Origin of the sequence: Cupriavidus taiwanensis, assembly GCF_900250075.1 — a bacterium.
GTDB lineage: Bacteria > Pseudomonadota > Gammaproteobacteria > Burkholderiales > Burkholderiaceae > Cupriavidus > Cupriavidus taiwanensis_C.
In genome coordinates this window covers 296,878-323,155 of sequence record NZ_LT977072.1, presented here as the reverse complement: position 1 = coordinate 323,155, position 26,278 = coordinate 296,878, and the positions used below count along the sequence as shown (strand labels likewise).

The window sequence follows — 26,278 nt, the reverse complement described above, 5'->3', positions numbered from 1 at the left end:
CGTATTAGTCCTGGATAATTGGAATTCGACCCTGGTAGACGGAGCCACCAGAGATGCGCAGGAAGTACTGCAGGTTGGGCAATTGCATGATCAGCTCATGCGGAATGAGCGGCGCCTTCTCGAGCTGCATCGAGCGCGAGACCGAACCGCTGAACTCGCCGACATGAGCCTCGGTCCCGGTGCTGGTGCTGCTCGACACGACGATGTTTCGAATCGCGGTCGTGCCGGCCTTCTCGGAGAACCACTGTGCCGTGTCGATATCTTCCAATCGTAAGACGATCTGGTTGTTCAAATTGCCCAAAACCTGCTGCATCTTGGCAACGTTTCCGAGCTTCGCCGTCATATCGGAGCGTGTCTGGTAGGCGACAAACGCCTTGAAGCCTGCTCCGCGCCCCTTGTTTAGGATCTGCAGCATCTGCTCGTTGATCGCTTCGGCCGCCTCGTCAATGATCAGCACAACCTCGGGCGGCTTGGCGTAGAAGTTGTAAATGGCGCCGGCCACGGAAGCGATGTCCGCCAGCAGCATCGACATGACCGCCTGAGCCACCAGGGAATTCGACAGCGAGTCCGCGCCAACATAGAGCACAGCCTTCTGCTTGATGACCTTGTCGATGTCCCAGATCTCGCGGTTGTCGTCGAAGTCATCGGCCTTCGGGGCGAGCATCAGGCCTGTCTCGCCGGTGGCCAGCATCTGCAGCAAGGGCAGGGCGGAGGCGATGATCCGACCGTAGTGATCCCGGTCGTGCTGGAACGTGGCGATCAGGCCGTCGATGGCCTCATGGCCTTGGCCCTTGTTCGAGAAGCGCTCGATGTAGAGGCGGACCATCGCATCAAGCTTCGTGCCGCCGGCACGCTGTCCTACCTGCTGCATGTAACCCGTGACCTCTTCCTCCCAGTCCGGCTTGCCGGCCTCGGGAAAGAAGCGCTGGAGGGCGCGGTCCAGCAGATTGTTGATGCCGTTTTGGGCGTACTGCAGGATCGAGCGGAGGTTCGGCTTGTCCCCGACGTACAGCTCGCCCTTCACCGCGCGGTCGATGAACAGGAACGCGAACTGCCGGAACGGGCCTTCCTCCATCAGTTGCGCAATGCGGGTGGGAATCTCCGACGGCTGCGACCAGTTTTCCAGCGGATTCAGGCGGATTGATTGCGATGGCGCCGCCTGCTTCCAATAGAGGAACTTGCGTCCCGCCCGCTCGCACTCCCGCTTCACCCGAGCGGCCCACTCGGCGTCGTTCTTCGGGTCCACCACGATCAGCACGTCATTGGGGTTGTGGATCACCTGGGTCGAGATGACCTCATAGGTGCGGGTCTTGCCGGCGCCCGTCGTGCCGCTCACCGAAGTGTGGCCGGGCATCGCCTTGTAATGGAAAGGGATCGCTATCTTCCGTGGCTCCATGCCGTGAATCCATGATTTTCCCTGCGGAGACTGGTCGGGAATGCTTCCAGGCGGGGCAAACAGCGACTCCACTCGCCCCACCACAGGCTGCGGCAGCCACCGCGGCAGCCCCGGAATGTCGCTCGAGGGCATGCGCAGGATGTCGTGTGCGATCTGGCAATGCTTCTGTGTCCACTCGAAGCCCGTGCCGAGATACATGGCGTTCTCCGTTTTCCGCATTTGCACGCTGAGTGCCAGCAGCTTGTTAACAGGGATCACGGCGAGCCACTTGGTCGAGATGGCAAGCCGGAACTTGAGCGCCCGCCAGACCTGCACCGAGCGGAACAGGAGCATGGCCAGGCAGAAAAGGGAGAAATACCCCGCCCCCGGCATGCCACTGGCAAGCATGAGCACCGCAGCAAGCAACCATCCGGCCGCCGCGCGGAACTCGTAGATGGGGCGGAAATGATTGATGTAGTGGTGCATCAGGCGTCCACTTCGTTGCCGGCGGATTGCGGCCGCGTTGCGATCAGGTTGGCTACCTTGTCGACCAGCAGGATGTCCTGTCCGACGATCTTGTAGAGCAGCTGGAACTTGCGCAGGTTTTCGATGAGCGTTTCCGAGGCGATGCCGTAGTTGCTCAACATGCGCTTGCTGATGGCGAGTCGGTCGTCGACCCAGGACACCTTCACCTTCCCGGCCGCCACGTCCTGGACCAAGGCACGGAAGAACTCACGCATCAGGTTCGATGCGCCCGCCAGTGCCTCCTTGAACGGGTCTGTGGCCTGTTCCGGCCGGAGCGATCGCGAGCCGTCGAGCTGGACGGCGCTCGGCGCGGCGTCGCGCGGCGCCTGTGCCGTCGCTGGCGCTGCTGGTTGCGGGGGAGAGGGGGGCGGGACCGGTGCCAGGGTTTCGGTCGGCGCCACCGCGGCCGGCACTGTCGCAATGGTGACAGGCGGCTTCGCTTGTGCCGTGGCATCGGCCGCGGCGGCACTCAGCAAATCTGCCTTCGGGGCCGGCGTCGTATCCGGAGCGAAGGCAGCGCGCCGCGCCTTGACTTCGAACTGCGTGACCGTGTCGATAGCCTGCCGAACAACCTTGTGCAGGAGTGTTTCGAGTCCGCTGGGTCGTTGCTCCGGATTGATGGCGCCGAACAGGTCGGCGAGCACCTGGCCATCGAATCCTGCCAGGCGCTCAGCGCCGAGGATCTCGCGTGCGAGCAGCGCGGTGCGCATGCGCTCGACGGGAAGCGCGGTCTCGCGGCGCGTGACACCATACGTACCGCCACCGAGCCATGGACCAAAAGCGCCGTGAATGGCCGGAATCCATTCCATGCCATCACGATCCCGATGAAACTGGAAGTGCCGGCATGGCTCATCCAGCCGAGAGCAGCAGGCGGCGAGGAACAGGGCATACAGGTACTGGGGTTCCAGCTGCCTGCGGCGTTCCGACGTCTGGTCGGCGGCGAACTTCTGTGCACCGGACAGGCGCATGGCGAAGTAGGCCGCTTCCACGGTGGCGCGGAACGCGCCGCCGGCCTCAGCGTGCTCCCCGGGCCGCAGCGGCATACTGGAGAACCACGTAGCACAGCGTTCCAGCACATCGAGCCACTTGCTGGCGAAGTCGTCGCTTTCCGCCTCATTGGCATACTGGCGGATGAGCGCGACACGATCGGAGAACGACGCCAGCAGCGAATCTGTCGGCAGGTGGACGTGTGTGTTCATCATCTTCCAGCGAGCTTGTTGCCGAGGTTCCAGGCGCCGCGGCCCAGCATCTTCATGCCGCCCGTCGCACCCACGCCGCCACCGGTCCCGAAGAGGGAACCCGCGATCTTCGGAATCTCCATGGCAACGAAGACCAGAATGATCGCGGTGCTCAGCGCATAGCTGGCCGCGATGGTCGTGTCCGTGCCGACCTTGCCAACGTCCGACACCATGCTGATCAGCGACTTGCTCACCAGCTGCGAGATGATGGCTGCCACCACCATGTACATCGAACCGGTGACCATGTAGTCGAGCCAGGCGTTGAAGAACCGTCGGGAGATATCAGCCATGCCGAAGGCCACGGCAAGGGGCCCGACAACAATGCCGATTGCTACCAGCAAATGCCCGACAAGAATGAACCATGAATAGATCAATGCGGCGATCAAGACGGCGATGAAGGCGAAGGCAAACAGGATTGCGGCGACGAGCGCGTCAACCAGAGACAGGGGATTGATCAGGCCAGCCTTCAGGTTCGTCACGATCGAATCGACAAACTTTCCGCCGGTGTTCGCCAAGGATGCCGGAAGGTTATAGACGCTCACCCCACCGTTGATAGAGTCGGCAAGGTGCGCAAACCAGAGGAACAGGCCCGCAGAGAAGCTGGTGTAGCTGGCAAAGAGGGCGGAAAAGATCCCGAGTACCAGAATCGTCTCGAAGAGATCCGTCCAGGCGCTGACGGGATCGGAGGTGGCAGCGAATCGAAGCCCGGCCAGGACCAGTGTGATGACTCCGAGCCCGAACGCGATCTTGTTGGCGTCCTCCACGGTGGTTTGGCTGAGCGACGCGGCGGCCTGAATCAGGCTGCTGCGCATCCTGTCCAGTCTGTTCAGCGTCTTCATGATCCCGGTGGCGATATCCCCCGGTTTGCCAGCAGTTGCCGCTGCCACGGGCGGATTGCCGCCGGTCGCTTCCTGGGCATTGCCTGGCTGCGGCAGCAGGCAAAGCGCGGCGAGAAGCAGCGCTACGAAGCGCAAGCGCACCCAGACTCCCATGGTCAACATCCCGATCATTTGAGGTTCAGGATCTTCTGACGCTGCTGGTCCCGCTCGGCTTGCAGGCGCCGGGCGGTGTCGAGCGACTCGGTTTCAACCGCCAAGGCCTTCTGGTCCTTGTCGGCATCCGACTGCACCTTGGCGCTCATCATCTGCAGCAGGTCGGAGTTCTGGTTCGCAAGGACGTCGAGCATCTCGTTAGTCGCTTCCGCAGCGGCCTGGGCCGTGCCAGTGAGCTTCATTTCCTTCTGGATCTTCTGGCGGCGCTTGGCCTGGGACTGGACGTTCTTGACCACCGAGTTGCCCAGGTCGAACAGGTTCTTCGCGGTCTTGTCGCCATTTGCCAACAGGGTGCGCTGATCCTCGAGCCACTGTCCGCTGGGCTTGCCGGAAGCCTTGACCATGCTGCGCACCTTGGATAAATAATCCGCGTTGTCGGAGACGGCCCCGTAGAGGTCGTTCAGCGTTACGCCGTAGAGATCGAACTTGCCGATCTCGTCCTTGATTGCATCGAGCTGCTCGGTCAGATGGGCCGGGTCCATGCCAGTCGCCTGCAGCAACTGGTTGGCCATCATGCGGTACTGGTAGGCGATGTTGGTGTTTTCGTAGATCTCGGTCTTGAGCGACTGCAGCGCCGTCCTGGTCGTTTGCATCAGGTTCGCGACGTCAATGACCGGAAGCCCGCTGGCTTGAACATTCGAGGAAATTGCGAGGCTTGCCACCAAGGCAGCACGGACAATCCAACCTTTCACGGGTCTCTCCTTATGCAGAACGCGCGAGCATCTCGCGCACATAGTGTTGTTGCCAGTCGGACGCGCCAGAGGCGTAATGGCGGTCGAGGATCGATTGCGCGACGCCGTCGGACCTCAGCATCGCAACCATTTCGTCGGAGAACGTGCTCTGCAGCATCCGGGTCTGCGCGCGCGTGATCCACAGATAGTCCCGGTTGGGGACCGCGTCGTTGATCATCTGGATCTGATCGTCGGTCAGGCCAAACTTGTCCTTGTAGAGGTCCTTGCTGGTATTGGCCTGGCTGTTCGGCAGGTAGATCAGATTGCCGACGTTGTCCTTGAGAATTTCGAAGTCCGGTACACGCTCGAGCTGCCGCAGCGACTGCGTGGCCATCCAGACGGCGCCGTTGAGCTTCCGGATGGTGGTAATCCAGGTTTCCAGCCGCTTGTAGAAGCGGGGGTGCTGGAAGAAGAATCCAGCCTCTTCGACTTCGATGATCGTGTACCTCAGGCCGTCCATCGACTGGCTGATCCGATAGAAGGCATAGTCGGAGAACAGCACGGCCGCACGTGGATACTTTTCGAAGAGGTCGCCCATCTCGATCGACAGGTTGTCGCTGACGTCGAACGCGTCTTCCGCGTGGTCAAAGAAATGCCCATACTGCCCGCCGCGCAGCCAAATCTGCAGCCGTTCACGCAGGCTGTCGTGCAGCAGCGTGGCCAGCCGCCCAAGGGTCCAATGCTCACGCGGGTACTCCGCCAGAATCTTCACGGCTTCGAAGATGTCTTGCGACTGCTGGGGGCTGAGCGAGAAGTCCTCGTCCTCGAGGGCCAGCGTCACCCATTCGGTGACGTAAGTGAAGTTCGCGGGGCTGTTGAGTAGCGAAAGCGGGTTCACGTGTGTCGCCGCCTGGAACTTTCCGGTAACGTCGACGAACGCGCCGCCGCTGAGTAGGGTCGGAATGCGGGTCGAGCGGTCCTTGTCGAAGCGGATGCGGCGCGCGTCGTGACGCCCTGCCTGAGAGACCAGGAAGTTGAGGAACACCGACTTGCCCGCGCCGATAGGGCCGATGATGAGCAGGTGTCCGTTGCCACCCGGCTGGTGCAGGTCAACGCGCTGCGCGGTGCGATGGCGCGTGGGCAGACAGGTGAGGGGAGGCACTTCCTTGCCGGCCTTGTCGGACAGCCACGCATTGCGGGTAGGGCCAGGCATGACGGATCGCACGGGCGCCAGATCGGACACCGCGGGTGTCTCGACGAACTGAAGTCGACGCTGCTTGTCCCATCGGCCGGGCAGGGTGCTGTTCCACGCGGGCATCAGGTTCGCCTTCTCACGGATTGCGCCAAAGCCGGCGTTGGTGAGCGCGCCGACCACCTCGCTGATCGAGTCTTCCAGGGCCGCTTCGGTATCGCCGTAGACCACAATGGAGATGTTCGCGAATCCGTGTTGGGTGCCTTCGGCGGTCAGGCGCTTAAGTGCTTTGCCCGCTTCCTTGGCGAGCTCTTCGCGCCCTTCGTCGTTCTCGGCTTCTTCCTTGGCAAAGTACTGCTTCAGGATCGCTCGCACATTGAGCGCTGCCATCTTGTAGAAGCGCCGGACCTTCTCGATGTAGGCCGCCGCCCGTGCCGTATCGAGGAACCGGTACATGATGCAGACGTCGAGCTCGGCGTCGATCTGCATGAGGCTATCCAACGCCGCTTCCTGGAAACTCATCCATTCCTTGACGGCAACGATTGCGGCGTAGCGCTTTCCATGGGCGGATTCGAACAGGAGCCGCTCGGAACCGACAGTGACTTCGGATTCCGTCAGATGCGTATCGAGAAGGGTGACCGGGTATCGGATGCGGCGGGGCGGAACGCTTGGGTTGGCAGCCTGGTGCAGGACGGCGTAGCTGTCCTGCATGACCAACCGGCGCGTACGCAGGCGCGGCACGCCCCCCGCGAACGCATCGAGCATGGATTCGAACCGGCGCGCGTCCGTCGTCAGCTTCTCCATGTCGAAGGCGAACGCGCTGCGTGCGAAGAGGGTGTCTTTCGTCGCTTCGAAGATGGCGGCGATGACCGACTTGCCACCCACTGTCATATGGTAGCCAGTCTTGTCGAAGAACTTCGCAATGCCGCTCTCCGGGGTATAGGCAAGCGCCAGGGAGTGGGTATTGTGGAAGTACTTACCGGTCGTGATGTGCGCCCGGTTCAGCGCATCCAGCCGGGCGTCCGCCGGCGCGGCGAACTCGCCTTCGATATAGTTGCGCGCGCGCCGATGCCTCACCTTCCACCATGCGGTGATGCGGTTATCGAACGATCGGCAGGCCTGGTCCAGCTGGTTCCGGGCCGACGTGGTGTCGTTGCTGTCGGGGCTGTCGGCATCGACACCGAGGAACTCGTAGGTCGCAAGCAGCGACCCGTCCTTGTTGAGGATCAATTCCGGGGTGATCGAGGTCAGCCACGGCGCGATCTCGTAGAGCGGGCGGCGTTTCAGATTCAGCATGGCAGGTCGCTGTCGAATCCGTAGGGGCGGCGGAATAACGTGCCCAGCTTGCCGTGCCAGGGAATCGATTCGTACACGTCGCCGTAGTGGTTGTAGACGTTCAGGATCTGGTTCCACCAGGGATCCCGACTGGTGAGCCAGCGCAGAAGCGCGTGAAAGGCCATGCCCATCACCACCACGGCCACCGGGATCTTCCATCCACTGCGGAAGGTCACGTACACCAGCAGGGCGACAACGGTGCCATTGGCGATGGCCAGCCCGCGCACGGCCCCGCCGATCTGGCGCGGCCGGGAAAGACCGATGCTGACGTGGTGTTCGCGCATGATCAGAAGCCGGTGCACTGAGCCGCGACGCCCAGCGTTTTCATGATCGCCGGCGCCGCAGCGGCCAGGCCGATGCCGATACAGATCACCGAGACGAACTTCATGATGGTCGACTCGGAGTTGGCGATACCGATGGCGCCCAGCACGATGAGGATCAGGCCAGCCACGAACAGGTACTTGGTGTTGATGAAGGTGGCGATGCCGCAGATGAACTCCCCGAGGTTGCCGAGGAAGCCGAAATCGGCAGCCGCGGCCGAGGTGGCGACGCCCATCAGGCCGACCATGACAAGCATCGAGGGGAGGGATTTGCGCGCCGTGATGGCAGCACGTTGGATGAAGGGGTGGGACATGGGAGAGGCTCCTGGTGTGGTTAGAAAACGCGTTCGATGTCGTAGTCGTTGTTGCGAAAGCCCTTGATCTCGATAATTTCCGAGATGTGGCGCATCTCGCCGGTGCGGCGCATGTGGACGACGTAGTTGAAGCACTCCGCGATCAGCTTGCGCATGTCGTCAAGCTCCCAGCGCGAGCCCTGTGGGATGCCGAGCATCGCAAGGCTCTCCATGCGAGACAGCGCGGAACGGGCGTTATTGGCGTGGAGCGAGGCCATGCCGCCGTCGTGGCCGGTGTTGAGCGCCTGGAGCAAGTCGAAGGCCTCGCCACCGCGCACCTCGCCAACGAGAATGCGGTCCGGGCGGAATCGCAGCGCCAGCGCCACCAGTTGCTGGGTGGTCACGTTCTTGTCGGTGTTGGAGAGCAGGCGCACCGCATTCGGCACTCGCGTCTTGAGCTCCATCGTGTCTTCAATGGTCAGGACGCGCTCGCCGTCGGGGATGTTCTCCACGAGCGCATTCAGGAACGTGGTCTTGCCGGAGGAGGTGCCGCCGGCGACGAGAATGTTCTTGCGCTGGCGGACCAACTCGATGAGGGCATCCTTGAGCGCGTCGTCTTCGACCGCACCTTTGAAGATGGGCTGATCCGTGTGCTTGCTACGGGCATGCCGGGACGAGAAGGCGCCGGCCTTGACATAGTCGGTCAGGGACAGGTTCGTCTCACGATGCCGGCGGATGCTGAGGGCGTGGCCGTCGATGGCGGTGGGTTGCATCACTGCAGCGATGCGCAGCCCCTTATGGCCGGCGTTGATGATGCCCTGTGATGTGCCGCGCACGGCCGACTTCTGCACCGATGAGGCCAGGGATCGGACCGCACCTTCGAGTTTCGCGGGCTCGAGCCGGACGTCCAGGCGCGTCATTTCGCCGCGGCGCTCCACCCAGATGCTGTCATGGCGGTTCACCATGACTTCGGCCACATCCGACGCCTCGACGTATGCGCGGATCGGCGACAGCGACTCAAAGAACATCGCAACGGCGCTGGCTTCGAGCTGGCTGAGCTGCAGGACGGGATGGGACGGATCGGTGGATTGCATGCCCGCTATTGTTGGCGGGCCGCGAATGCAATTGGGCGTCGAAAGACGAGCGATTTTTGTGAGCTTTCCCGAAAACTCGCGCGAGCAACAGCCTGCCGAAGCGATCTTATGCGGCGCATACCGTGCTCGAAGCCTGAGCATGCTCAGGCTGGTTTCCCGGAAAGCTATGTCAAAACTGAGAGCTTTCCGCCCTATTGTTGCCGGACAGGTCTCCGATTGAAGGCAGTAGCGGTACCGCGCGAGCGGTTGGCAACCTGGGGCTCGTTGCAGCTCCGGTTCGTGGCGATCCAACACGGATGTGCACCGGGCACAGGGAAAATCTCAGAAAGCCGCGCAAAATCGCGCCGCTTTCTTCGGTCCTCGCGTGACGGTTCACTGCTTCAATTAGCGGCATCCCAATGGACTGCCGCAGCATGCCCCTCTTCCGCAAGAATTCCAGCAATGCCAAGACCCTGGCGGTAGCCCCGGGGATGTACGGCAATGAGAGCCCTGAACAGGTGATCTTCGACCGTACCACCAGGATCGCCATCGAGCGGAATCACTGGAAGGTGGCCACGCTCGGTTTGGGTTGCATTGCGCTGGCGGCGATCATGACGCGCGAGCCGCCGCCCTCGGTGGTGAAGGCGGTTGGCGTGTCAGCCGACGCGAGCGGCAAGCCTATCGTGCGCGAGCTGGAGGCCTTCCAGCCGGAGGGGATCCAGTTGCAGTGGGCATTCAAGGATCTTGTCACGCGCTGGTTCACGATCGAGCCGATTCTGACCACGCAGGTCGAGGATTCTCGGATGGCTCGGAACCTGCGGTCGGTGCGTGAACAGATGATCGGATCGTCGCGCAAGCAGTTCGAGGACTGGGTGACCGAGGACGAGCCGTTCCGCCAGGTTGGCGCCTCTGCCACGTTGGTGCGGGAGGTCAAGGTTACCAATATCGCTGTGCTGCCCGACAGCACGGTTGCGGTGGAGTTCATCACCACCACGACGGAGGACGGCTACAAGCCGCGCAGCATGCGCTACGCGATGACCTTCCGTTACCAGGTGAAGCCACCGACCAGTGATGCCGTGCTGGGCACCAATCCGTTCGGCGTCCATCCCGTCTTCTTCAGCCTTCAGAAATCGCCGGCCTGAGGCCGCGACTACGCTCATGGACATTCGCAAGTCATCCCCGCTGAGTGCATTGGCTGCCGCCTTGGTGGCGCTTTGCCTGGCCGTGCCGCACGCACATGCCGCTGACAAGCCCCAGCGCCGGCCGGGCGCGGGCGCGGGCGTGGCAGGACTGGGCATTGGGGACCTCAGCGATGCGATGAACCCGGCCAACCCGTTCAACGGTGGCGTGGATCCCATAGCGCTGCCCGGCGATTCCCGGCTGGTTGTCTTTACCTACAGTCGCGACCAGATCTTCCGTGTCCTTTCGGCACCGCTGAAGATGACCACCATCGAGTTTCCCGACGACGAGCAGATCGTCGGCGAACCCGCGTGGGGTGAGAGCGTGCGTTGGGATTACGAGGCCGATGGCCAGAATCACCTGTACGTGAAGCCGCAGGCGGCAGGCCTCGTGAACACGCTCTCGGTCAACACGAACAAGCGCAGCTACGAGTTCACGCTGGTGTCTTCTCCCCTGGGCGGGATCTTCTACCAGAAGGTGCGGTTTCGCATCCCGACGTCGTTCGCTGCGAAGGCGAAGGCGCGCAATGAATCGCGTGCCGAAAGCGCCGATGGGCTGTCCGTCGATGCCGGGGGTCGCAGCGCGGATACCGTCGCGGTCGCACCGGAGCAGCTCAATTTCGACTATTCCATCTCCGGGAGCGCGAGCTTCCGGCCGGACACGGCCTTTGACGACGGCAAGGCGATCTGGCTGCGCATCCCGAAGGGGGCCGACTGGCCCGTTGCCCTGGTCAAGGATGGCAGCGATTTCGTGGTGGTGAACTTCATTCGGCGAGGCGAATTCCTTGTCGTCCAGCGTCTGGCCGAGACGGTGGCGCTGCGCTCGGGTTCGGAGGAAGTGAAGGTCGAGCGCGGCCGCCGGCGCATTCTGGGGTTGTTCTGATGCGCGATCGGAAGTCGTCCAACAACGTCTCCGACGTGACGGATGCGCAGGAGCGCACCGTCAAGGGGAAGTTGCCGCGCAACATCGTGATGGTGCTTGGCGTCGTTGCGGCCTTTCTCGTCGGCGGGCTCGGCTACTACTTCCAGTCTGTCAGCGAGGAGCAGTCCGATGCCAAGGCGGAGCAGGACCGCGCGGAACAGCTGCGCCAGCGTGCCAGTAGCGGCGACAACGGGCAGACGCTCGAGGCCACGATTCGGGAACAGGCCGCCAGGGCTCGGGAAGAGGCCGAGCGCCAACGCGCCCTCGCGGAAAAAAAGCCTGACAGCGGCGCGGCGCCGGTCATGACGGCCGGCGATCTGGTTGCCTCGTCCAAGCCCAGCACGGCTGCCGCCAAGAAGAACGAGGAAGACGACATTTTCACCGCCTCGATCTACAAGAAGGGCATGCGCAAGTCGCAGATGGGCGGCACGAAGATGCCGGCTGGCATGGCGGACCTGGCCGACCCGGCACAGATGCGCGCCTTGCAGCAGGTGGCGGTCGCGCGCGCCAGTGCAAGCAACGGCCTCCCGGAGCCGCCTGAAGCGTCGGTTTCGTCCGACAAGCAGTTCCTGCGCGATGCGACTGCCGCGAGGACGTTGCGCACCGGCTTCGACGGAAAACTACCGAAATGCACGGTCAGTCGAGGCTTCGTCATCCCCGCCACCTTTGCCGGTGGCCTGAATTCGGACAAGCCGGGTGAATTTCGCGCGACCGTGTCGCAGGACGTGTATGACACGGTGACGGGCCGGTGCAAAGTCATCCCTGCGGGCAGCACGCTGGTGGGTGCCTACAACGCGGATATTGCAGTGGGCCAGGAGCGCATCCTTGCGGCCTTTGTGCGCATGCAACTGCCGAACGGCAAGACCGTTCCGCTCATGGGCATGCAGGGTGCCGATCCGAACGGTTATTCCGGCATCAGCGGCGATGTCAACAATCATTTCCTGAGAATCTTCGGCTCTGCCTTGGTTATCGGCTTGCTCGAGCACGCCTTTAAGGATAACAACACGGCGACCACGGTCGGCGCGAACGGACTGACCACCTACGGCAATGCTGCCGGTCAGATCGCTGCCCAGACCGCATCCACGATCCTGAGCCGCAACCAAGGCATCCGGCCGACGATTACGACCGAACCGGGCCAGAAGATGGTGGTGCAGGTTAAGCACGACATGGTGCTGGAGGCCTACCGTGATTAAGACGCTGGTAGCCCTCGTTGCGTGTCTGGCAGCGAGCCACGCAGCCGCCGCCACGATCCAGGCGGTCATTAGCCCCACCGCGGTGGTCGTGCACGCCGACGGCAAGGACTTGTTGCACACGATCGCAGGAAAACCGGTGCTCTATTGCGGGCTCGATGCGTTCCTTGCGTGGTCCGCCCGCCTGATCGGAGCACCGATCGAAGCGGGAGCGGAGGCGGGGCCTGTGGTCCAAATCGGCGAGAAGGCGCTGCCGATCTCGGTGCTGTTAGCCCGCGAGGGTTGGCTGCGCCCGCCCGTACTGACCGAGGCCGCCCAGGAAGCGCTCGCCGAGCGCCGTGGTGGATGGGCATGCGCGCCGAAGACCGAGCCGTTCGCGCAGATGGGTCAGCGCGTGGACCCGAAGATCACCGCCGGCATCGCGATGAACGAATCGGCCTATCGCGGGCGGCCCTGGCCCTGGACTTTGAACGTGGCTGGCCGCGGCATGTTCTTTGCCACGCGGGAGGAAGCCTACATGGCGATCAATCGCCTGCTGGCCAGCCAGCGGTGCGATTTCGACGTTGGCCTGATGCAGGTGAACTGGTGCTACCACGGCAAGCGCTTCCCTTCCCCGTGGGAAGCGCTGGCGCCGGCAACCAATATCCGGGTGGCGGAAGACATCCTGACCGAAAACCTCCGGCGCAGCGGCTCCACGATGAAGGCTGTTGCCTGGTACCACAGCGCCAATCCCGAGCGGGGTGGTCCGTACTTCGCCCGCTTCATGAATCACGTCGCACAATTCCGATGATCAGGCCGCTCCTTCTTTGCGCTTTGGTATTGACGGCGAGTGCTAGCGCCCTGGCGGCCGACACCGATCCGCTCGATTTCGATTACCACATCGTTGCCCGGGCCATCGATCGTCCCGCGCTCATCTTCAACGACGGGCTTTCTACGTATATTCAGCCTCGGCCCGGCCAGGCTGTTCACGCCGACGGCGCCTTGCAGACCGGCCCATACTGGGTGGTTGATGGTGTGCCCGATGTCGTCCGCTATACCGTGAACGGGCAGCCAGTGCTGGCGCGATGGAAGCGCGCGAACGGCTTCACCTCGGAGCCCGCCAATCCAGCGGGCGACCTGCCGCGCAGCCTGGCCGGGATTTCCGGGCGTCTGGCGCTGATCGGCAGCTACACCACGCTTCCGGTGGTGCGTCCTGGGCGCTCGTCTCTGCCGCTGGCGCAAATGATCAAGTCCATCGCGCCGGCTGGCTGGACGGGAACCGCGCAGAAGGACATTCCGCTGACCGAGGATGTCGCCGTGGAGCTTGGCGATGGGGAGAACTGGCTGCAGGCGCTCGCCCGCGTGCTGGAGCGCCGCAACCTGTATGCGGAAGTGGACTTTATCCGACGCAACATCGCGCTGCGGGCCGCGCCGCCGAAGGGCTTCTCCGTGGTTGCCGAGCCGGCGCGGCAGGACGGTCCGCTGCAGGCGGCGACCCTGCCGGTTGCTGGCACGCCGCTGCCTGAAGGGCCGACGCTGGCGTCGGCGTTCGGCGCGGTGGCGATCCGCGACAACAAGCAAGGCCGCATCGAAATCCGATTCGACAAGGAACCGAAGGACCTGGTGCTACGCGACGCTGCTGGCAGCAAGATCTGGACGAAGTGGGATGAGGCGCAGCGGGTGCTGTCGTTCTCGACGGTCGACCGCTTCACCGCGACCGCGGACGGGAAGTCGGTGCAGGTCGATCGCGCCCCCGCGATCGAGTATGTGTTCCCGCGCGAAAACGCTGCAGGGCTGGAAATGGTGTTCGAGAAAGACGGCGCCACCTATCTGAGCTTTGCCAAATCGATGGTGAGCGTCTCGGTGTTCGGCGACGATCACCAGCACCACGGCGAGCAGAAGGACCGCTACTACAAGTTCGATGGGATTGCCGCGCGGTTGACGGTGATCGCCGACGGGAACGTGGTCTACGTGGACCGTGTGCCGCAGGTGCGGTTCAAGGAGCAACCTGGGCAGGTCGCGCTATGAAGATCCGTGCAGTGGCCACAGCGTGCTGTCTGATGTTGCTCATAGGCGGCAGCGCCCGCGCGGACTGCCTGGACGATGCTGCGGCTTTCCATGGCGTGAGCTCGACCTTGCTGCGCAGCATTGCCTGGCAGGAGTCCGGAATGCGGCCCTGGGTCACCAACCGCAATGCCAACGGCTCGGAAGATATCGGGCTCATGCAGATCAACTCCATCCATCTGCCGCGGCTGGGGCGATATGGCATCACGCGGGCGCACCTGTTTGATGGATGCACCAATGCGTACGTCGGCGCGTGGATTCTGCGCGAGAACATTCAGCGCTTCGGACCGACGTGGAAAGCGGTTGGCGCCTACAACGCTTCGTCGCCTGACAAGCAGCTGCGGTACGCCAATCAGATTCATGCCCGGTGGCAAGCGCTGCAGCGCGCGGCCCTGCGCTAGTCCTATCCGTCCAATCGAGACCATAGCTATGTCCCACCCCAAACGCACCGTCCGCATAGTCCTGACTGCGGCCTCGCTTCTGAGCGGTCTGTTCATCGCGCCGGCCTTGCACGCCGCCCAGCTGCTGAACGACGGCTGGCAGTCGCTGCAACCCGCTCGCGCGAATCCAGCGGCGGCCGACCGCACGCTGGTGGCGGCGAACAGCGCCTCGCCAACGGCCGGTGCCGGCCCGTCGACGGCAGCGGCAGCAAGTGCACCCCCGGTGATCGGTGAACTCTACCGCCTCGTCAAAGGCGAGCCCCTGCAACAGCAGCTGCAGAAATGGGCTGCCCGCGCGGGTTGGACGGTGGTCTGGAATGTCCCCGATGGCTGGATCGTGCCGGGCGACAAGGACTATGGGGGTGACTTCGAGCTCGCCGTCAAGCGTGTGGTTGAAGAGCTGGCCAACAACGGCGCCGACGTGGTGGGCGACAGCTGGCGCGGCAACCGCACCGTGATTATCAGCCAAAACGGGGTCGTACAATGAAGATGCAAAGCAAACGCTATACCGCGGCGGCCGTGGCGGCGGCCACACTGCTCTCTGGCTGCGGCGTGATGGACACGCGCCAGATTCAAAACACCATCAATAGCGAGGCGCATGCGCGCTACGCCGACGCCCCGCGCAGTCGGCCGGTGTTCCGGGTGCATGAAGGCGCCTGGCTGTTGGGTGAGAAGATCCGCGCCAGCAAGCCGCAGCCGGATATCTACGGCAAGCACGTAGTGTTCAAGGGGACTCTGGGTTCCTTGAACGAAGCCGCCAACTGGATTGCGCAAAGTGTCGGCGTACGCTCGACCGTCGATCCTTCGGCCGTCGCCTCGGTGGCGTCCAGTGCGGCCCCGGTGGTGCAGCCCGCAGGGGCTGGTCGCCCGGGTGGGCCGATTCCGATGGGCGGCACCGCACGCGTGGACCTGGGCGCTCCGCTCAGTGTCGCTGCGGGCTCGGCCAGCCCCGCGGCCGCGGCGGTGCCGCTGACCCTGCGGTACGAGGGCAGCTTCAAGGGCTTCCTGGAAGCCGTCGAAGCGCATTTCGGGGTCTGGTCTCGCTACAACGACGGCACGGTGACGTTCTTCAAGACGGAAACCCGCACCTTCATGCTGCCGAGCCTCGCGGATTCGTCCTCGATGAACGGATCGATCACCACGACGGACAGCAGCTCGAGCGGCATGGCAGGGGCCGGCGCTACCGGGGCAGGCAATGGCGGGAGCGGGGCGGGGCGCAGCGGCCAGTCGATGAGCATGTCGGTCGAAATGAAGCCGTGGGAGACCCTTCATGTCACCGCGAAGGCCGTTGCTGGCGCCGGCGCCGAGGTTGTCGTGGACAAGCACCTGGGCACTCTCACGGTAACCGGCGATCCGGCCCAGTGCGATCGTATCGAACAGTTCGTCAAGAGCCTGGCCGCCATGTATGGCAAGCAGGTGGCCATCGACGTGCAGGTCTATGAGGTTCGCGTGACGCGCGAGGACAACTATGGCCTGAACCTGTCCCTCGCGTACCGGAGCTCGAGCGGGCAACCCGGTGTCACGTTCAATTCCGCCAGCATGCCAAACGTCGCCGGCGGCGCGTCGCCGATGAACCTTGGCGTGACCATCATGAGCGGGCCGTTTGCCGGCAGCAAGGCCGTCGTCCAGGCGCTCTCGACGCTGGGCAACGTGTCGCAGGTGGTGTCGCGCTCGGGCGTCACGCAGAACGGGAAGGTCCTGGCGCTGCAGACCGCAACGCTGCAGGACTATGTTGCACAGGCGCAAACCACGCTGGCCGCGAATGTCGGCTCGACCAGTTCGATTCAGACCGGGACCGTCACCTATGGCTTCACCGTCAACTTCCTGCCCAAGGTCGTCGATGGCCGGATCCTGATGAACTTCGACATGACGCTCTCGGACCTCCTGCCACTGCAGCCGTTCAACTCGGGCGGCTCTGCCAACCAGACCAGCGTGCAGCTGCGGACGATGCCGACCAACCGCTTCACGCAGTCCATCACGCTGAAGCCTGGTGAATCCCTGGTGCTCACCGGCCTGCGCAACCAGAAGGCGGCGACCACCAACAACGGCGTGGGTGAGCCGTGGATGGCGGCGCTCGGGGGCGGCGTCGGTGCGACGCGGGGCGACACCGTCATCGCGATCATGATCTCAGCCCGCTTGCTGTAAGACTTCGGACATTCCCATGCAGAATCGCCCATTCAACCTTCGTTGCACTCAGTTCGGGGTGGCCATCGCAGCAGTGTTGCTGCAATCGGTGGCTTGTTCGGCCAACGCGGCGTCTTCCATGTCCGACCCCATCTCCGCTGCGATCGCAGCGGCCGGTCGTAAGCAGCCGGCATCACAGCCGGCGGCGCAGCCAACAGCGCGGCCGGCGACATCGCAGCAGGAGGCCGCGCCGCCCGCGTCCACGCCGGCTGCGCAGCCGTCCGGCGCCAGCGCTGTAGCGCCGGCAGCAGTGAGTGCTGCGGCGTCCGCCACTGCGGCGGCGGCTGTCGACGCGGCCGCGTCGCTCCGGCATACCGAGGCATCGGAACTCGCGGCGTTGCAGTCGCAGATTGCGTTGTGGAAGGCCCGGGCCGAGATTGCGAAATACAAGGCGGAAGTGAAACGGGCGGAAGAATCGCTGTTGTCGGCTTCCCAGGGCGCGGCACCTGCCGGAGCAGCGCCGGCTATCTCCCTCTCCGGGCCGGTGCCGACTGCAGGTGTTGCAGAACGGATGCCGCGCCAGGCGGGCGACGCACACAGGCTAGTGTCGTTGCGCGCGTTCGACGGCCAGTTCAACGCGGTGGTCGATGTCAACGGGCGCACTGTGCCGGTTGTGGCCGGGGACGCGCTCGATGGTGGCTGGAAGGTGGTCAGCATCGACGATGGGGGCGTCAAGATCGCCAACGGCAAGCGCGTGCGTACGCTGAGGCCCTGAGTCATGGCGCAGATCCTGTCGTTTCCTGGGCTGAAAGGTGCCTTCGCCATTGGGCTGACCTGGCAGCACGAGGAGGTCCAGCCGAGCAAGAGCGCCGTGCGCGCGAGCGCGATGGCACTCGGCCGCCACTTCCGCTGGGGGATCGTGCACCAGAGCGCCGAAGGCGCCGTGCAGAGTGGTTTTTGCGAACCCATGGCGGGTGTCAAGGTTTCCGCTGTCAAGCCGCTCGCCGCTATCGTGGCCGGCCAGCATCAGCAGCCATGGATGGGCCTTTTTCACCTGCAGGACAGCCTCTACTGGTATGTCGCAGTTCGACAGGGCCACGCCATCATCTCGGGTGGTGATCGGGTAGGCACCATCGAGGAGCTGGACACAATCCGCGCCCGCCATCGTGCACTGGGCGATTGGACCGAGGTCGAGGGCACCCTGCGCGACCTCGCCGCGATGGCGCGCGCGAGCAAGGGCGTTTCCGCAATGCACGATGTGCTGACGGGGCCCTGGCGGTCAACCGCCTATGCATTGGCCGCGGTGAGCGCGGTCGGTGCGATTGCCGGCGGTGGCTGGTATTGGTATGACATGCAGCAGGAAGCCGAGCGCGAGGCCCAGCGGGCGCGCCATCGCGCCATCGCCGCTGCGCAGCGCCTGAACGAAGCCGCTCGCCCGCGAACACTGCCGTGGGTGGAGGAAGCATCCCCGTCGGCTTTCCTGCAGGCATGCCGGCGGGCATGGGATGGGCAGCTGCTTGCCGAGAGTGGCTGGACGATGGCTGCCTGGCGCTGCAAGCCGGCGACGGCGACCACGCTGCATATCGAGACAAGCTGGAAGCGAGAAGGGGGCGTGGCTGCCAACGCGCCCGGCTCGTTGTCGGCGGACGGCAACCAGGCGAACGCAACCGCCGTTGCCCGGGCGGCTTTCCTGCCGTCCCCGTCCGAGATCGCCGCCGTTGGCGAGGCCCAGCGCGCGATTTGGACCTATGCGCAGGCGCGCGGCATGGCGCTGCAGGTCACGATGCCGCCGGCGTTGCTTCCGTCGGATGGCAAGACGCCTGTCGATCCATGGCTTGTGATGACCGCGGACATCAATTTCGGCACGCCGCCGTGGCTGGGCATGGGCGCTGGTCTCGACAACGTGGCTGGCTTGCGGCTGACCGAAGTCAGTTATGAAGCGGCGACCCAGACATGGAAAGGGGTGGGGAAGCTGTACGCCCAACGGAACGGAATTGCCGCCCCCGCTCCCCAGGCTCAACACCAAGGAAAGCCATGATGATCGGGACACTTTCGCGCCTGTGGGGCGGTGCCGCTCGCAAGGGGGACCGCGCCGCGACCGTCGCTACGCGATCGGAGCCATCGGTCAAGTCCGACATGCTGACGCTGCCGCCCCCGCCCGAGGTGCTGGCGCCGCATATCCTCTACCCCCGCACGCTCGTGGGCAGCTTCGACAAGGTCGCATGCACGTTGAACCTGCTTGCGCCGGACGAGGCTGCAGCGCTGCGCCAACGCGTAGCGGAAACGGGCCTCTACGTGGAAGACCTCGCCCTAGACCATGGGCTCACCAGTGAGACCGTCCAGAAGGCCCTTGCCGTGCACGCATGTGACATATACGTGGATGCGCGCCACTTCGGCACCCCACGTTTTCTGACGTGGGAAGCCAAGGTGCGGCGCAGCGGTGCAGCGCCTCAGGTGCGCAAAGTCTCCGCCCAGGAGTTGGCGGTTCTGCGCCAGCAGCGCGGCTCTGGCCAGCAGCTGGACGCCGACCTCCAGACGCTGAGCCTCGCGCGCCGGCTGGTGGCCGACTGCGCCGCACTGATTGCCTCGGATATCCACGTCCTGGTGCGTGAGCACCATACCGAGATTCAGGTACGCGTGCAGGGCGACCTGCGTACGGTCGGCGCGCTTTCCATGAGACGGGAGGAGGGGGAACGGCTGGTGCGTGCCATGTATACCGGCCTGGCGACCGTGAAAGCCGCGACCTACAACCCTCTGGACGTGCAGGACGCACAGATTGCGGGCGATGCACTGCCTGGCACCGGGCTCTCGAGCGTGCGGATTGTCCGAGGGCCCGCCTATCCAGTGGAGAGCGGCGGCGGCTTCCTCGTGGCGCGGCTGCAGTACCGCGAGCACCACCAAGGCGCACGCAAGGCTGACGCCATCGAGGCGGCGAAGCGACTGGACCTGAGCACGCCGAATAGCCCTTCGGGCGATTTCATGCTCGGCCAGATGGGATATACGCCGCTCCAGGTGGAACTGATCTCGCAATTGCTGCGCCGGCCGATGGGCGTGGTGGTTGTGACAGGCCCGACGGGCAGCGGCAAGACGACAACGCTTTTCGAGTGCACGCGGCACCAGGCCAGGATGTTCCCCGAGAAGCGTCTCGTCACGATCGAGAACCCGACCGAGTATCCGATGGACTGGGCGATTCAGCTGACCACGGAGAGCGAACGCTTCCCCGAGATGCTGCGCATGACGCTGCGAATGGACCCGGATGCCATCCTGCTCGGCGAAATCCGTGGTGTCGAGGAAGCGGTGGCCACGCTGCAAGCCGCGGCGACCGGTCACCTGGTGCTGACCACCCTGCACGTGACCGATCCCTTCGAAACGTTCTCCCGTCTGGTGATGCTGGACCACGTCCGTCTGGCCATGGAGGTGATCTGCAACCACAACCAGATCATCGGGCTGATTGCACAGCGCGTGGTTCCGTTGCTTTGTCCGAAATGCAGCGTGAAGTTGGAGCATGCGCCGGAACGCTTGCCGGAATACATGCTGCGTGCCATGCGCACATGGGGCGATCTGTCGGAAGTGCGCGTGCGCGGCGCAGGTTGCGACCATTGCCATGGCGATGCCATCGTCGGCCAGCAAGCCGTGGCCGAAGTCGTGGTGACAAGCGAGGACCTGATGCAGGACTGCATCAAGGAGGGGGTGCTGGTAGCCCGACGAAAGCATCGCAAGCGCGCCGGCGCCGACAAGCCCATGATCTCACATGCGATGGATCTCGTACTGGCGGGCCGCCTCTCGCCGGTCGATGCCGAACGCAGTGTTGACGCGATACCAAACAGGGACGAGCTATGAGCGGACTATCCTGGAGCATGCGCCGACGCCTGTACCAGCAGGCATCGAGCCAGCTTGAAAACGGACTCGGCCTCGCACAGATTCTGGAGGACTTCCGCGAGCGGCTGGCCCGACGGGGGCGTGAGCGAGCGGCAGAGGCCGCGCATGACGTCGCCCGAAAGGTCCGGGACGGCATGACCCTGATGGCGGCGATGGGGGCGGGGCTCAGCGATCTGGAGCGCAGCGTGCTGGATGCGGGCGAACGTGCCGGGCAGTTGCCGGAGGCCATGCGTCTGGTCCTTGACGTGCGCGAGCAGACAACCCGGCTGCGTCAGAAGTTGCAGGCCAGCTTCTTTGCCCCAACGGTGTACCTGCTGACGCTATACGCGGTGCTGCTCTTGATCGGTGCCCAGATCGTGCCGCAGTTTCTGGACTTCGTGCCGCTGGACCAGTGGACGGACTGGGCCTATGCCATGTACTGGATGGGTCAACTGGCGGTGGGGTGGCCTGCGCCGGTCCTGTTCGGGAGCCTGGGTGCCTATGCGATATGGAGCTGGTGGGCGCTACCCCGATGGAACGGCTCGGGCAGGCGCTTCCTTGACCAGCATGTCTTTCCCTTTACGGTGTATCGCGAGATCAACGGATTCACCTGGCTCAGGTCGTTTGTAGCGCTCTTGCGGGCGAACGTGCCTGACGTGGTCGCCTTGGAGGGGCAGATCCAGACCGCTTCGCCATGGATGGCGTCACGACTCAAGCCCATCCGCCTCGGACTTACCGACGGCCTGGACCTGGCGGAGGCGATGCGGCAGACCGGGTATGGCTTCCCGTCGATGGACTTGATTGACGAAATCGGTGCGTATGCTGGGTTCGATGACTTCACCGAAAAGATCACGGTCGCCGTGCGGCAGAACGCGGAGGTCATCGAGCGGCAATTGCTCGCCAAAGGCATGGTCATGTCGGCGGCCTTCACCGGTCTGATGTTCCTCGCCTTCGTAGTGCTGCAACTGGGCTCCAACTCTCTCTCATCGATCCTCACGTCGTCGATGGGCAAGTTCTAAATCTTGGCGTGTTCAACAGCATAGGAGTTTCACATGGATGGCATTCTCGGGCGCGTCGTCGCCATTGTCTTGGGCCTGCTTGCACTGGTAGGCATCGCTTATGCCGGCTACAACGGGTTCCAGAACCACAAGGCGAGCGTGGTGGCAACCAATATCACGCAGCTGATTACTAACGCCCGTGCCGGGTTCTCCCAAGGCAACAACGGCTATACCAACTTCACGACGGCAAACATCGCAGCGATGATCACCGGCGGCATGTTTCCCACCGACATGGTCCGCGGCAATGCGCTGGTCGATCCCTGGGGAAATGCGGTCACGCTCGCTTCGGCAAACAATGGCTCGCGGGGCGTGATTTCCTTCGGTGGCGGCAACGCACAGACGGCAAAGCAGTGCGTGAGCGCGGCACTTGGCCTGAAGGATTACGTGACGTTGACGGTTGGCACGACGACGTTCGACCAGGGCAACCTGCCGGACCAGGTTACCGCTGGAGCAGCCTGCAGTGCCACCGCGGCCTTTGCGCTGACCTTCCAGTGATGTTCGCGGCGTGACGCCGGGATCTTGGAGACGAGCATGGGATACCTCATCCTGCCGTTAGCCACGGTGCTGTTCTGCATGGGCATCGTGGCGCAGAGCCGACAGCTGTCGCAGGCTGTCCCCGGCGCTGGCGTGCCCGGGCGCATGGAGTCCGTTGCCGCAGTGACCGCGCAGCAGGCACAGGCCTATGGCGCCGCGTGCGTCTCGACCGCCGGCGCCACGCCCGGTCTCGTCGGGGCGAGCGTGGCTCCCATGCTGCCGGCCGGGATGGTCGCACCTGCCGGTGCCGGCTGCATGGCAGTGGCCAACCCGGCGGGCGGCAGGGACGTCTATGGATTCGTGCGCGTCGCTCCGGGCGCAGGCGCGGTGCTGCTGAACAGCACCGAAGGCAGCGTGGCGTGGTTCCGTGTCCGCAGTCAGGGCACCGCCGTCAATCTTGCGACCGGCACGGCCTACAGCGTGCCGGCGTCAATTCCTGTTGGGACGCTGGTCCACTGGGTCCAGCTGAATACCTGAGACTCGAATGGAAGCCATACTGGGTTATCTCGTCGCGCTGATGCTGTCGATGCTGAGCATCGCCGGCTTTGCGACGTGGGCAAAAGCCGGTGTCACCAACGTGCAGACGGCGGCCGCGGCCAGCCAAATGCTGGTCTTCGACAAGGCGGCATTGCAGTTCGTGCAGGACGAAGCCGCCACACTTGCCGCGCAGGCCACTGCCAGCGTACCGGTCTCGGTCACCCCGGCGATGCTCATCAACGGCGGGTACCTGCCAGCCGGGTTCTCCGCGACGAACGTATTCGGGCAGACCTGGCTGCTCCAGGTCCTTCAGCCCACGCCGAACACGCTGCAGGCACTGGTGACGTCGCAGGGCGGAAGGCCGATCTCGGACACGCGCCAGCTGGTGCAGATCGCGGCCCAGGCCGGCGCGCAGGGTGGGTTCGTGCCGTATCCGGGGCAGAACGGGGACCCGACGATGGTGGCAAGCAATGCCTATGGCGCCTACGGCGCCTGGCAGGTGCCGCTGGCCAACTACACCAACCCCGGAAGCGGTCGGCTGGCTTCGTTGCTCGCCTTTACCGGCACGCAGGCCAACAGCGGCTACCTCTATCGGGTTCAGGTGCCAGGTCATCCCGAACTGAACCGGATGCAGACCTCCCTCGACATGGGGGGCAACGACGTGAACAACGCAAGGCGCGTGACTACCACAACGGCGCTGACGAGCAATGGCGAGACCTACATCACGAACACCGCCGTGACCGGCTCGGCCTGTAACGTGGAACCATCCACGCGCAGGAGCAACACCGGCACGGGCTTCGTGATCTGCTTCGGTGGCGTCTGGCAGCCTATCGGCACCGCGGTGGCGAACATCTACGAAGGGATGGCGTGCACCAACAGCGGCCAGCTGGCGACGGGTGCGACCAATGTCGGCTACATCTGCAAGGGCAATCGCTATGTGACGCTGAACAATGCGCTCGGCAATATGTCCGTTACGCGAAAGTACGACAACGTGACCGACGGGATGACGTTCGGCAAGGACTACTGTCCGGGCGGCACCGCATGGGCGCTCTACACGCCGAAGCAGCAGATGGTGAACATTACAGGGAACGTCATGCCCCCGATTCAAGGCACGTACTTCTCGATGAACGACTATGGCACCTATTGGTATGCGCAGGCGAATGCAATCTCGCCGGCGGCTTGGTATAGCGGGAACGATGTCGGCGCGCTGGGTGGGCAGTTGGTAGGAACCGTTACGACTGGCTGCATGTACTAGCAAGGAAAAACTAATGAAACGCTTCATCCTGGCGTGCAGTCTCATCGCATGTATTCCCGGAACGAGCGCGCAACTGTATTCGTTCCCCGCACCGCCAATGACCGTTGCCGATTGTCTGCCCGGTCAGCAGTGGTTGCGGCGGGGAAACGGTTTGCCATACTGTGGCGTACCAGAACCCGCGCCGACGCCGCCCCCTCCGCCTCCTCCCCCTCCAGCGTGCCGGTTTCAGCACCCAACAGTCGCTATCGCGATCGGGTCTATGGGAGACTGCTCGGCCGATGGTGGCTGCGCTGGCCAGGGAATTGCCGTCTACGATGGGGGCTATACACCGGTGTGGTCCAGAATTTGGTCGCACTGGGAAATCGCCGATCAACAGGATCTTTACAATAAGGCGATGGCCGCTCTTGCAGCGACCCAATACCGCTTGGGTGCCTGGAAGAGGTCGGAGCTCGGCAACGGAAACTACGGCGATACTGCGTTCTACGAAGTCTGCAACTAACACCCGAGGGACCGCACCACGTGAAAGAGCCCGCAATCGCGGGCTCGTGTCTTGCAGACGCTTAGTCTGTTCTCAGTGGTTGTCAGCCTAGAACGCTGTAAAGCTCCAAGTCTTGCTGACGGCTACGCCGTTTCGAGCGCCGCTAAAGGTAGCAGTATAGGTTCCAGCCGGAAGCGGCTGCGTCGGGAGCATGAATGCGACACCCGAATAGAGACGGGCGTCTTCGATGGCGCTACTTACGGAGCCGGGTTTCGCGTTCGTCGGAACCAGGATGCGCACCGGAATAGCGACTCCACCGGGACCCGCGAGCGAGAAGCTGGATACGGTCAGCACATCGGACGCCTTCGCAGACGGGACCCTGAACATGATGGGATGACCTGCGGTGGAGAGGTCCGGCGCAGGATTCGGCGACTCTGCCGCAGGAATAAACGATCCCCAAACATTCTCCCCATCGATAGGGGAATAAGCGAAGGCCGTCTCGGTCAATTGTTGACCGCCCCATGTGGGAAGCCCATAACCGCTTCCGTTGGCTCCGGTGACTACACCGAAATTAATGACACAGAGGCTATCGCGGTTCGCAATACCGATAGTCTCCTGATTGCTGGTGAGAGCTTGCAAGTGATAGATCGAATTCTTGAAGCTATCAACGCAGAAGGCGGACCGATCAGATACCTGCGCAATCCACTGGTTCGACATAGCTCCAGCAGCAACTGCCTGGTCGTAAGGAGTGACCCCTGTGTATCCCGGCTTTCCAGCAATCTCGTCGTGCCCGAAATCTGAATTCACCTTCTGGTAAGAAAGATGGCTGTCTGCTGCCTTATCCAATGCGTCATCTTGACGTAACGCGCCTACACCCATCTTGAGGCGGTAGTCGTTCACTTCGTTAAAGGTTGCCAACCGCGCGTCAGTCGTTGCATACGTCGGTGGAGTGACGGTGGTCGAAGGCGGCACCGAAGTCGGGCCTTGCGGCGTCGTCGGCGCGGTCGGGGTGCTAGGCTCTTGCTTGGAACCGCCGTCATCACCTCCGCCACCACCGCCACACGCGGCGAGAGCGAGCGTCATGGCCGTGACCAGGGCCGAGAGAGCGAGTTTGGATTGTTGCATGTTCTTTTCTTCCTCTGACTTTGGACCGGCCGGGGATCGACCGTTACTCTTAGCTTACCGGCCTGCGCAAGAAGTCAAGTGCCGCCAATCCCCAGCCGGGCGTGAGAATACACGATCGGACAGGAGATAGGACGGCAAGCTTAGCGAGAACTTGACCCCCCTGGTTGGGGGGTATCTGATCAGGTGGTGTAGAGCGTCTGACCGCAGTGATTGCAGACGTGGTACTGCTTCACCGTAAGCATCCATTGCTTGCGCCAGATGCGAATGCTGCGGGAACCGCATGAGTTGCAGCACATCCCGTGCTTCGTTGCGCATTGAGGATTTGCAAGCCGATAGTTCTGAAGCGTCGGCGTCGCCTTTGACGGCAGAAGAATGAGTAGGAGCAGGCCGAAGTAGTGCGTGCAAAAGCAAATCACCGCCCATTTGAAGCCGCTCCTGCCCCAACGACGAGCCAGTCGGTAGGCCAGAATCGGGGGTACCACAAAGAGCAAGACGAAAAGGATGAAGGTGTGCATTCCAAAT

At 63.5% G+C, this 26,278-nt stretch carries 25 protein-coding genes; 15 read left to right on the top strand and 10 right to left on the bottom strand.

Features of this window, described 5'->3' with window-relative positions; genetic code table 11:
- Window positions 1–4: 4 nt before the first annotated feature.
- The 8 genes from traD to CBM2588_RS30240 are packed head-to-tail and all read right to left on the bottom strand — an operon-like array spanning window position 5 to window position 9,095.
- A complete protein-coding gene (traD, locus tag CBM2588_RS30275) occupies window positions 5–1,861 on the bottom strand; it encodes a conjugative transfer system coupling protein TraD (protein WP_115683992.1) in 1,857 nt (618 codons plus the stop codon).
- A complete protein-coding gene (locus CBM2588_RS30270) occupies window positions 1,861–3,099 on the bottom strand; it encodes a TraI domain-containing protein (protein WP_115683991.1) in 1,239 nt (412 codons plus the stop codon). The genes traD and CBM2588_RS30270 overlap by 1 nt, the downstream gene beginning before the upstream one ends.
- A complete protein-coding gene (locus CBM2588_RS30265) occupies window positions 3,099–4,148 on the bottom strand; it encodes a type IV secretion system protein (protein WP_115683990.1) in 1,050 nt (349 codons plus the stop codon). Before CBM2588_RS30265 ends, CBM2588_RS30270 begins: the two co-directional genes overlap by 1 nt.
- Window positions 4,145–4,882 (bottom strand): conjugal transfer protein TrbJ, encoded by a 738-nt coding sequence (locus CBM2588_RS30260; protein WP_115683989.1) that lies wholly within the window; start codon window positions 4,880–4,882, stop codon window positions 4,145–4,147. Before CBM2588_RS30260 ends, CBM2588_RS30265 begins: the two co-directional genes overlap by 4 nt.
- Window positions 4,883–4,892: 10 nt before the next feature.
- Window positions 4,893–7,349 (bottom strand): VirB4 family type IV secretion system protein, encoded by a 2,457-nt coding sequence (locus CBM2588_RS30255; protein ID WP_115683988.1) that lies wholly within the window; start codon window positions 7,347–7,349, stop codon window positions 4,893–4,895.
- Window positions 7,343–7,672, bottom strand: a complete 330-nt coding sequence (locus CBM2588_RS30250) for a VirB3 family type IV secretion system protein (RefSeq protein WP_115666829.1) — start codon at window positions 7,670–7,672, stop codon at window positions 7,343–7,345. The genes CBM2588_RS30255 and CBM2588_RS30250 overlap by 7 nt, the downstream gene beginning before the upstream one ends.
- 2 nt (window positions 7,673–7,674) lie before the next feature.
- Window positions 7,675–8,022: a TrbC/VirB2 family protein gene (locus tag CBM2588_RS30245; RefSeq protein ID WP_115683987.1), complete on the bottom strand. Its 348-nt coding sequence runs from the start codon at window positions 8,020–8,022 to the stop codon at window positions 7,675–7,677.
- A gap of 20 nt (window positions 8,023–8,042) precedes the next feature.
- On the bottom strand, window positions 8,043–9,095 hold the full coding sequence (locus tag CBM2588_RS30240; protein ID WP_115683986.1) for a CpaF family protein: 1,053 nt from the start codon (window positions 9,093–9,095) through the stop codon (window positions 8,043–8,045).
- 413 nt (window positions 9,096–9,508) lie between these two features.
- Here CBM2588_RS30240 and CBM2588_RS30235 point away from each other — a divergent pair, with 413 nt between their 5' ends.
- From CBM2588_RS30235 to pilV, 15 genes are read left to right on the top strand one after another with little or no spacing between them, the layout of a single operon-like run.
- The gene (locus tag CBM2588_RS30235; protein WP_115666974.1) at window positions 9,509–10,216 is read left to right on the top strand and encodes a VirB8/TrbF family protein; all 708 of its coding nucleotides are present in this window, start codon (window positions 9,509–9,511) and stop codon (window positions 10,214–10,216) included.
- Between the two features lie 16 nt (window positions 10,217–10,232).
- The gene (locus CBM2588_RS30230; protein ID WP_115683985.1) at window positions 10,233–11,135 is read left to right on the top strand and encodes a TrbG/VirB9 family P-type conjugative transfer protein; all 903 of its coding nucleotides are present in this window, start codon (window positions 10,233–10,235) and stop codon (window positions 11,133–11,135) included.
- Complete coding sequence (locus CBM2588_RS30225) at window positions 11,135–12,367, top strand: TrbI/VirB10 family protein (RefSeq protein WP_115683984.1); 1,233 nt, start codon at window positions 11,135–11,137, stop codon at window positions 12,365–12,367. The genes CBM2588_RS30230 and CBM2588_RS30225 overlap by 1 nt, the downstream gene beginning before the upstream one ends.
- Entirely contained in the window at window positions 12,360–13,154 is a 795-nt protein-coding gene (locus CBM2588_RS30220; RefSeq protein ID WP_115683983.1) for a transglycosylase SLT domain-containing protein, read from the top strand. Before CBM2588_RS30225 ends, CBM2588_RS30220 begins: the two co-directional genes overlap by 8 nt.
- Window positions 13,151–14,371: a pilus assembly protein PilL gene (locus CBM2588_RS30215; RefSeq protein ID WP_115683982.1), complete on the top strand. Its 1,221-nt coding sequence runs from the start codon at window positions 13,151–13,153 to the stop codon at window positions 14,369–14,371. Before CBM2588_RS30220 ends, CBM2588_RS30215 begins: the two co-directional genes overlap by 4 nt.
- Window positions 14,368–14,808: a lytic transglycosylase domain-containing protein gene (locus tag CBM2588_RS30210; RefSeq protein ID WP_172583728.1), complete on the top strand. Its 441-nt coding sequence runs from the start codon at window positions 14,368–14,370 to the stop codon at window positions 14,806–14,808. Before CBM2588_RS30215 ends, CBM2588_RS30210 begins: the two co-directional genes overlap by 4 nt.
- 28 nt (window positions 14,809–14,836) lie before the next feature.
- Window positions 14,837–15,334: a toxin co-regulated pilus biosynthesis Q family protein gene (locus tag CBM2588_RS30205; protein ID WP_115683980.1), complete on the top strand. Its 498-nt coding sequence runs from the start codon at window positions 14,837–14,839 to the stop codon at window positions 15,332–15,334.
- Window positions 15,331–16,992: a type II secretion system protein GspD gene (locus tag CBM2588_RS30200; RefSeq protein WP_115683979.1), complete on the top strand. Its 1,662-nt coding sequence runs from the start codon at window positions 15,331–15,333 to the stop codon at window positions 16,990–16,992. Before CBM2588_RS30205 ends, CBM2588_RS30200 begins: the two co-directional genes overlap by 4 nt.
- A gap of 16 nt (window positions 16,993–17,008) precedes the next feature.
- Window positions 17,009–17,746 carry a type IV pilus biogenesis protein PilP gene (gene pilP, locus CBM2588_RS30195; RefSeq protein ID WP_115683978.1) on the top strand — a complete coding sequence of 246 codons (738 nt, stop codon included), beginning with the start codon at window positions 17,009–17,011 and terminating at the stop codon, window positions 17,744–17,746.
- A 3-nt stretch (window positions 17,747–17,749) separates the two neighbouring features.
- Entirely contained in the window at window positions 17,750–19,009 is a 1,260-nt protein-coding gene (gene pilO2, locus CBM2588_RS30190) for a type 4b pilus protein PilO2 (RefSeq protein WP_115683977.1), read from the top strand.
- On the top strand, window positions 19,006–20,811 hold the full coding sequence (locus CBM2588_RS30185) for an ATPase, T2SS/T4P/T4SS family (protein WP_115683976.1): 1,806 nt from the start codon (window positions 19,006–19,008) through the stop codon (window positions 20,809–20,811). The genes pilO2 and CBM2588_RS30185 overlap by 4 nt, the downstream gene beginning before the upstream one ends.
- 17 nt (window positions 20,812–20,828) lie before the next feature.
- Window positions 20,829–21,848 (top strand): type II secretion system F family protein, encoded by a 1,020-nt coding sequence (locus CBM2588_RS30180; protein WP_231942360.1) that lies wholly within the window; start codon window positions 20,829–20,831, stop codon window positions 21,846–21,848.
- A gap of 33 nt (window positions 21,849–21,881) precedes the next feature.
- Window positions 21,882–22,382, top strand: coding sequence for a type 4 pilus major pilin (locus CBM2588_RS30175; RefSeq protein WP_115683974.1), 501 nt, complete (start codon window positions 21,882–21,884; stop codon window positions 22,380–22,382).
- Between the two features lie 36 nt (window positions 22,383–22,418).
- Window positions 22,419–22,898, top strand: a complete 480-nt coding sequence (locus tag CBM2588_RS30170; protein ID WP_115683973.1) for a hypothetical protein — start codon at window positions 22,419–22,421, stop codon at window positions 22,896–22,898.
- Between the two features lie 7 nt (window positions 22,899–22,905).
- Window positions 22,906–24,153 (top strand): shufflon system plasmid conjugative transfer pilus tip adhesin PilV, encoded by a 1,248-nt coding sequence (gene pilV / locus CBM2588_RS30165; protein ID WP_115683972.1) that lies wholly within the window; start codon window positions 22,906–22,908, stop codon window positions 24,151–24,153.
- A 586-nt stretch (window positions 24,154–24,739) separates the two neighbouring features.
- Here the strand turns inward: pilV and CBM2588_RS30160 are convergent.
- The gene (locus CBM2588_RS30160; RefSeq protein ID WP_115683970.1) at window positions 24,740–25,756 is read right to left on the bottom strand and encodes a CAP domain-containing protein; all 1,017 of its coding nucleotides are present in this window, start codon (window positions 25,754–25,756) and stop codon (window positions 24,740–24,742) included.
- 179 nt (window positions 25,757–25,935) lie between these two features.
- Window positions 25,936–26,271 carry a hypothetical protein gene (locus CBM2588_RS30155; protein WP_115683969.1) on the bottom strand — a complete coding sequence of 112 codons (336 nt, stop codon included), beginning with the start codon at window positions 26,269–26,271 and terminating at the stop codon, window positions 25,936–25,938.
- Between the last annotated feature and the right edge of the window lie 7 nt (window positions 26,272–26,278).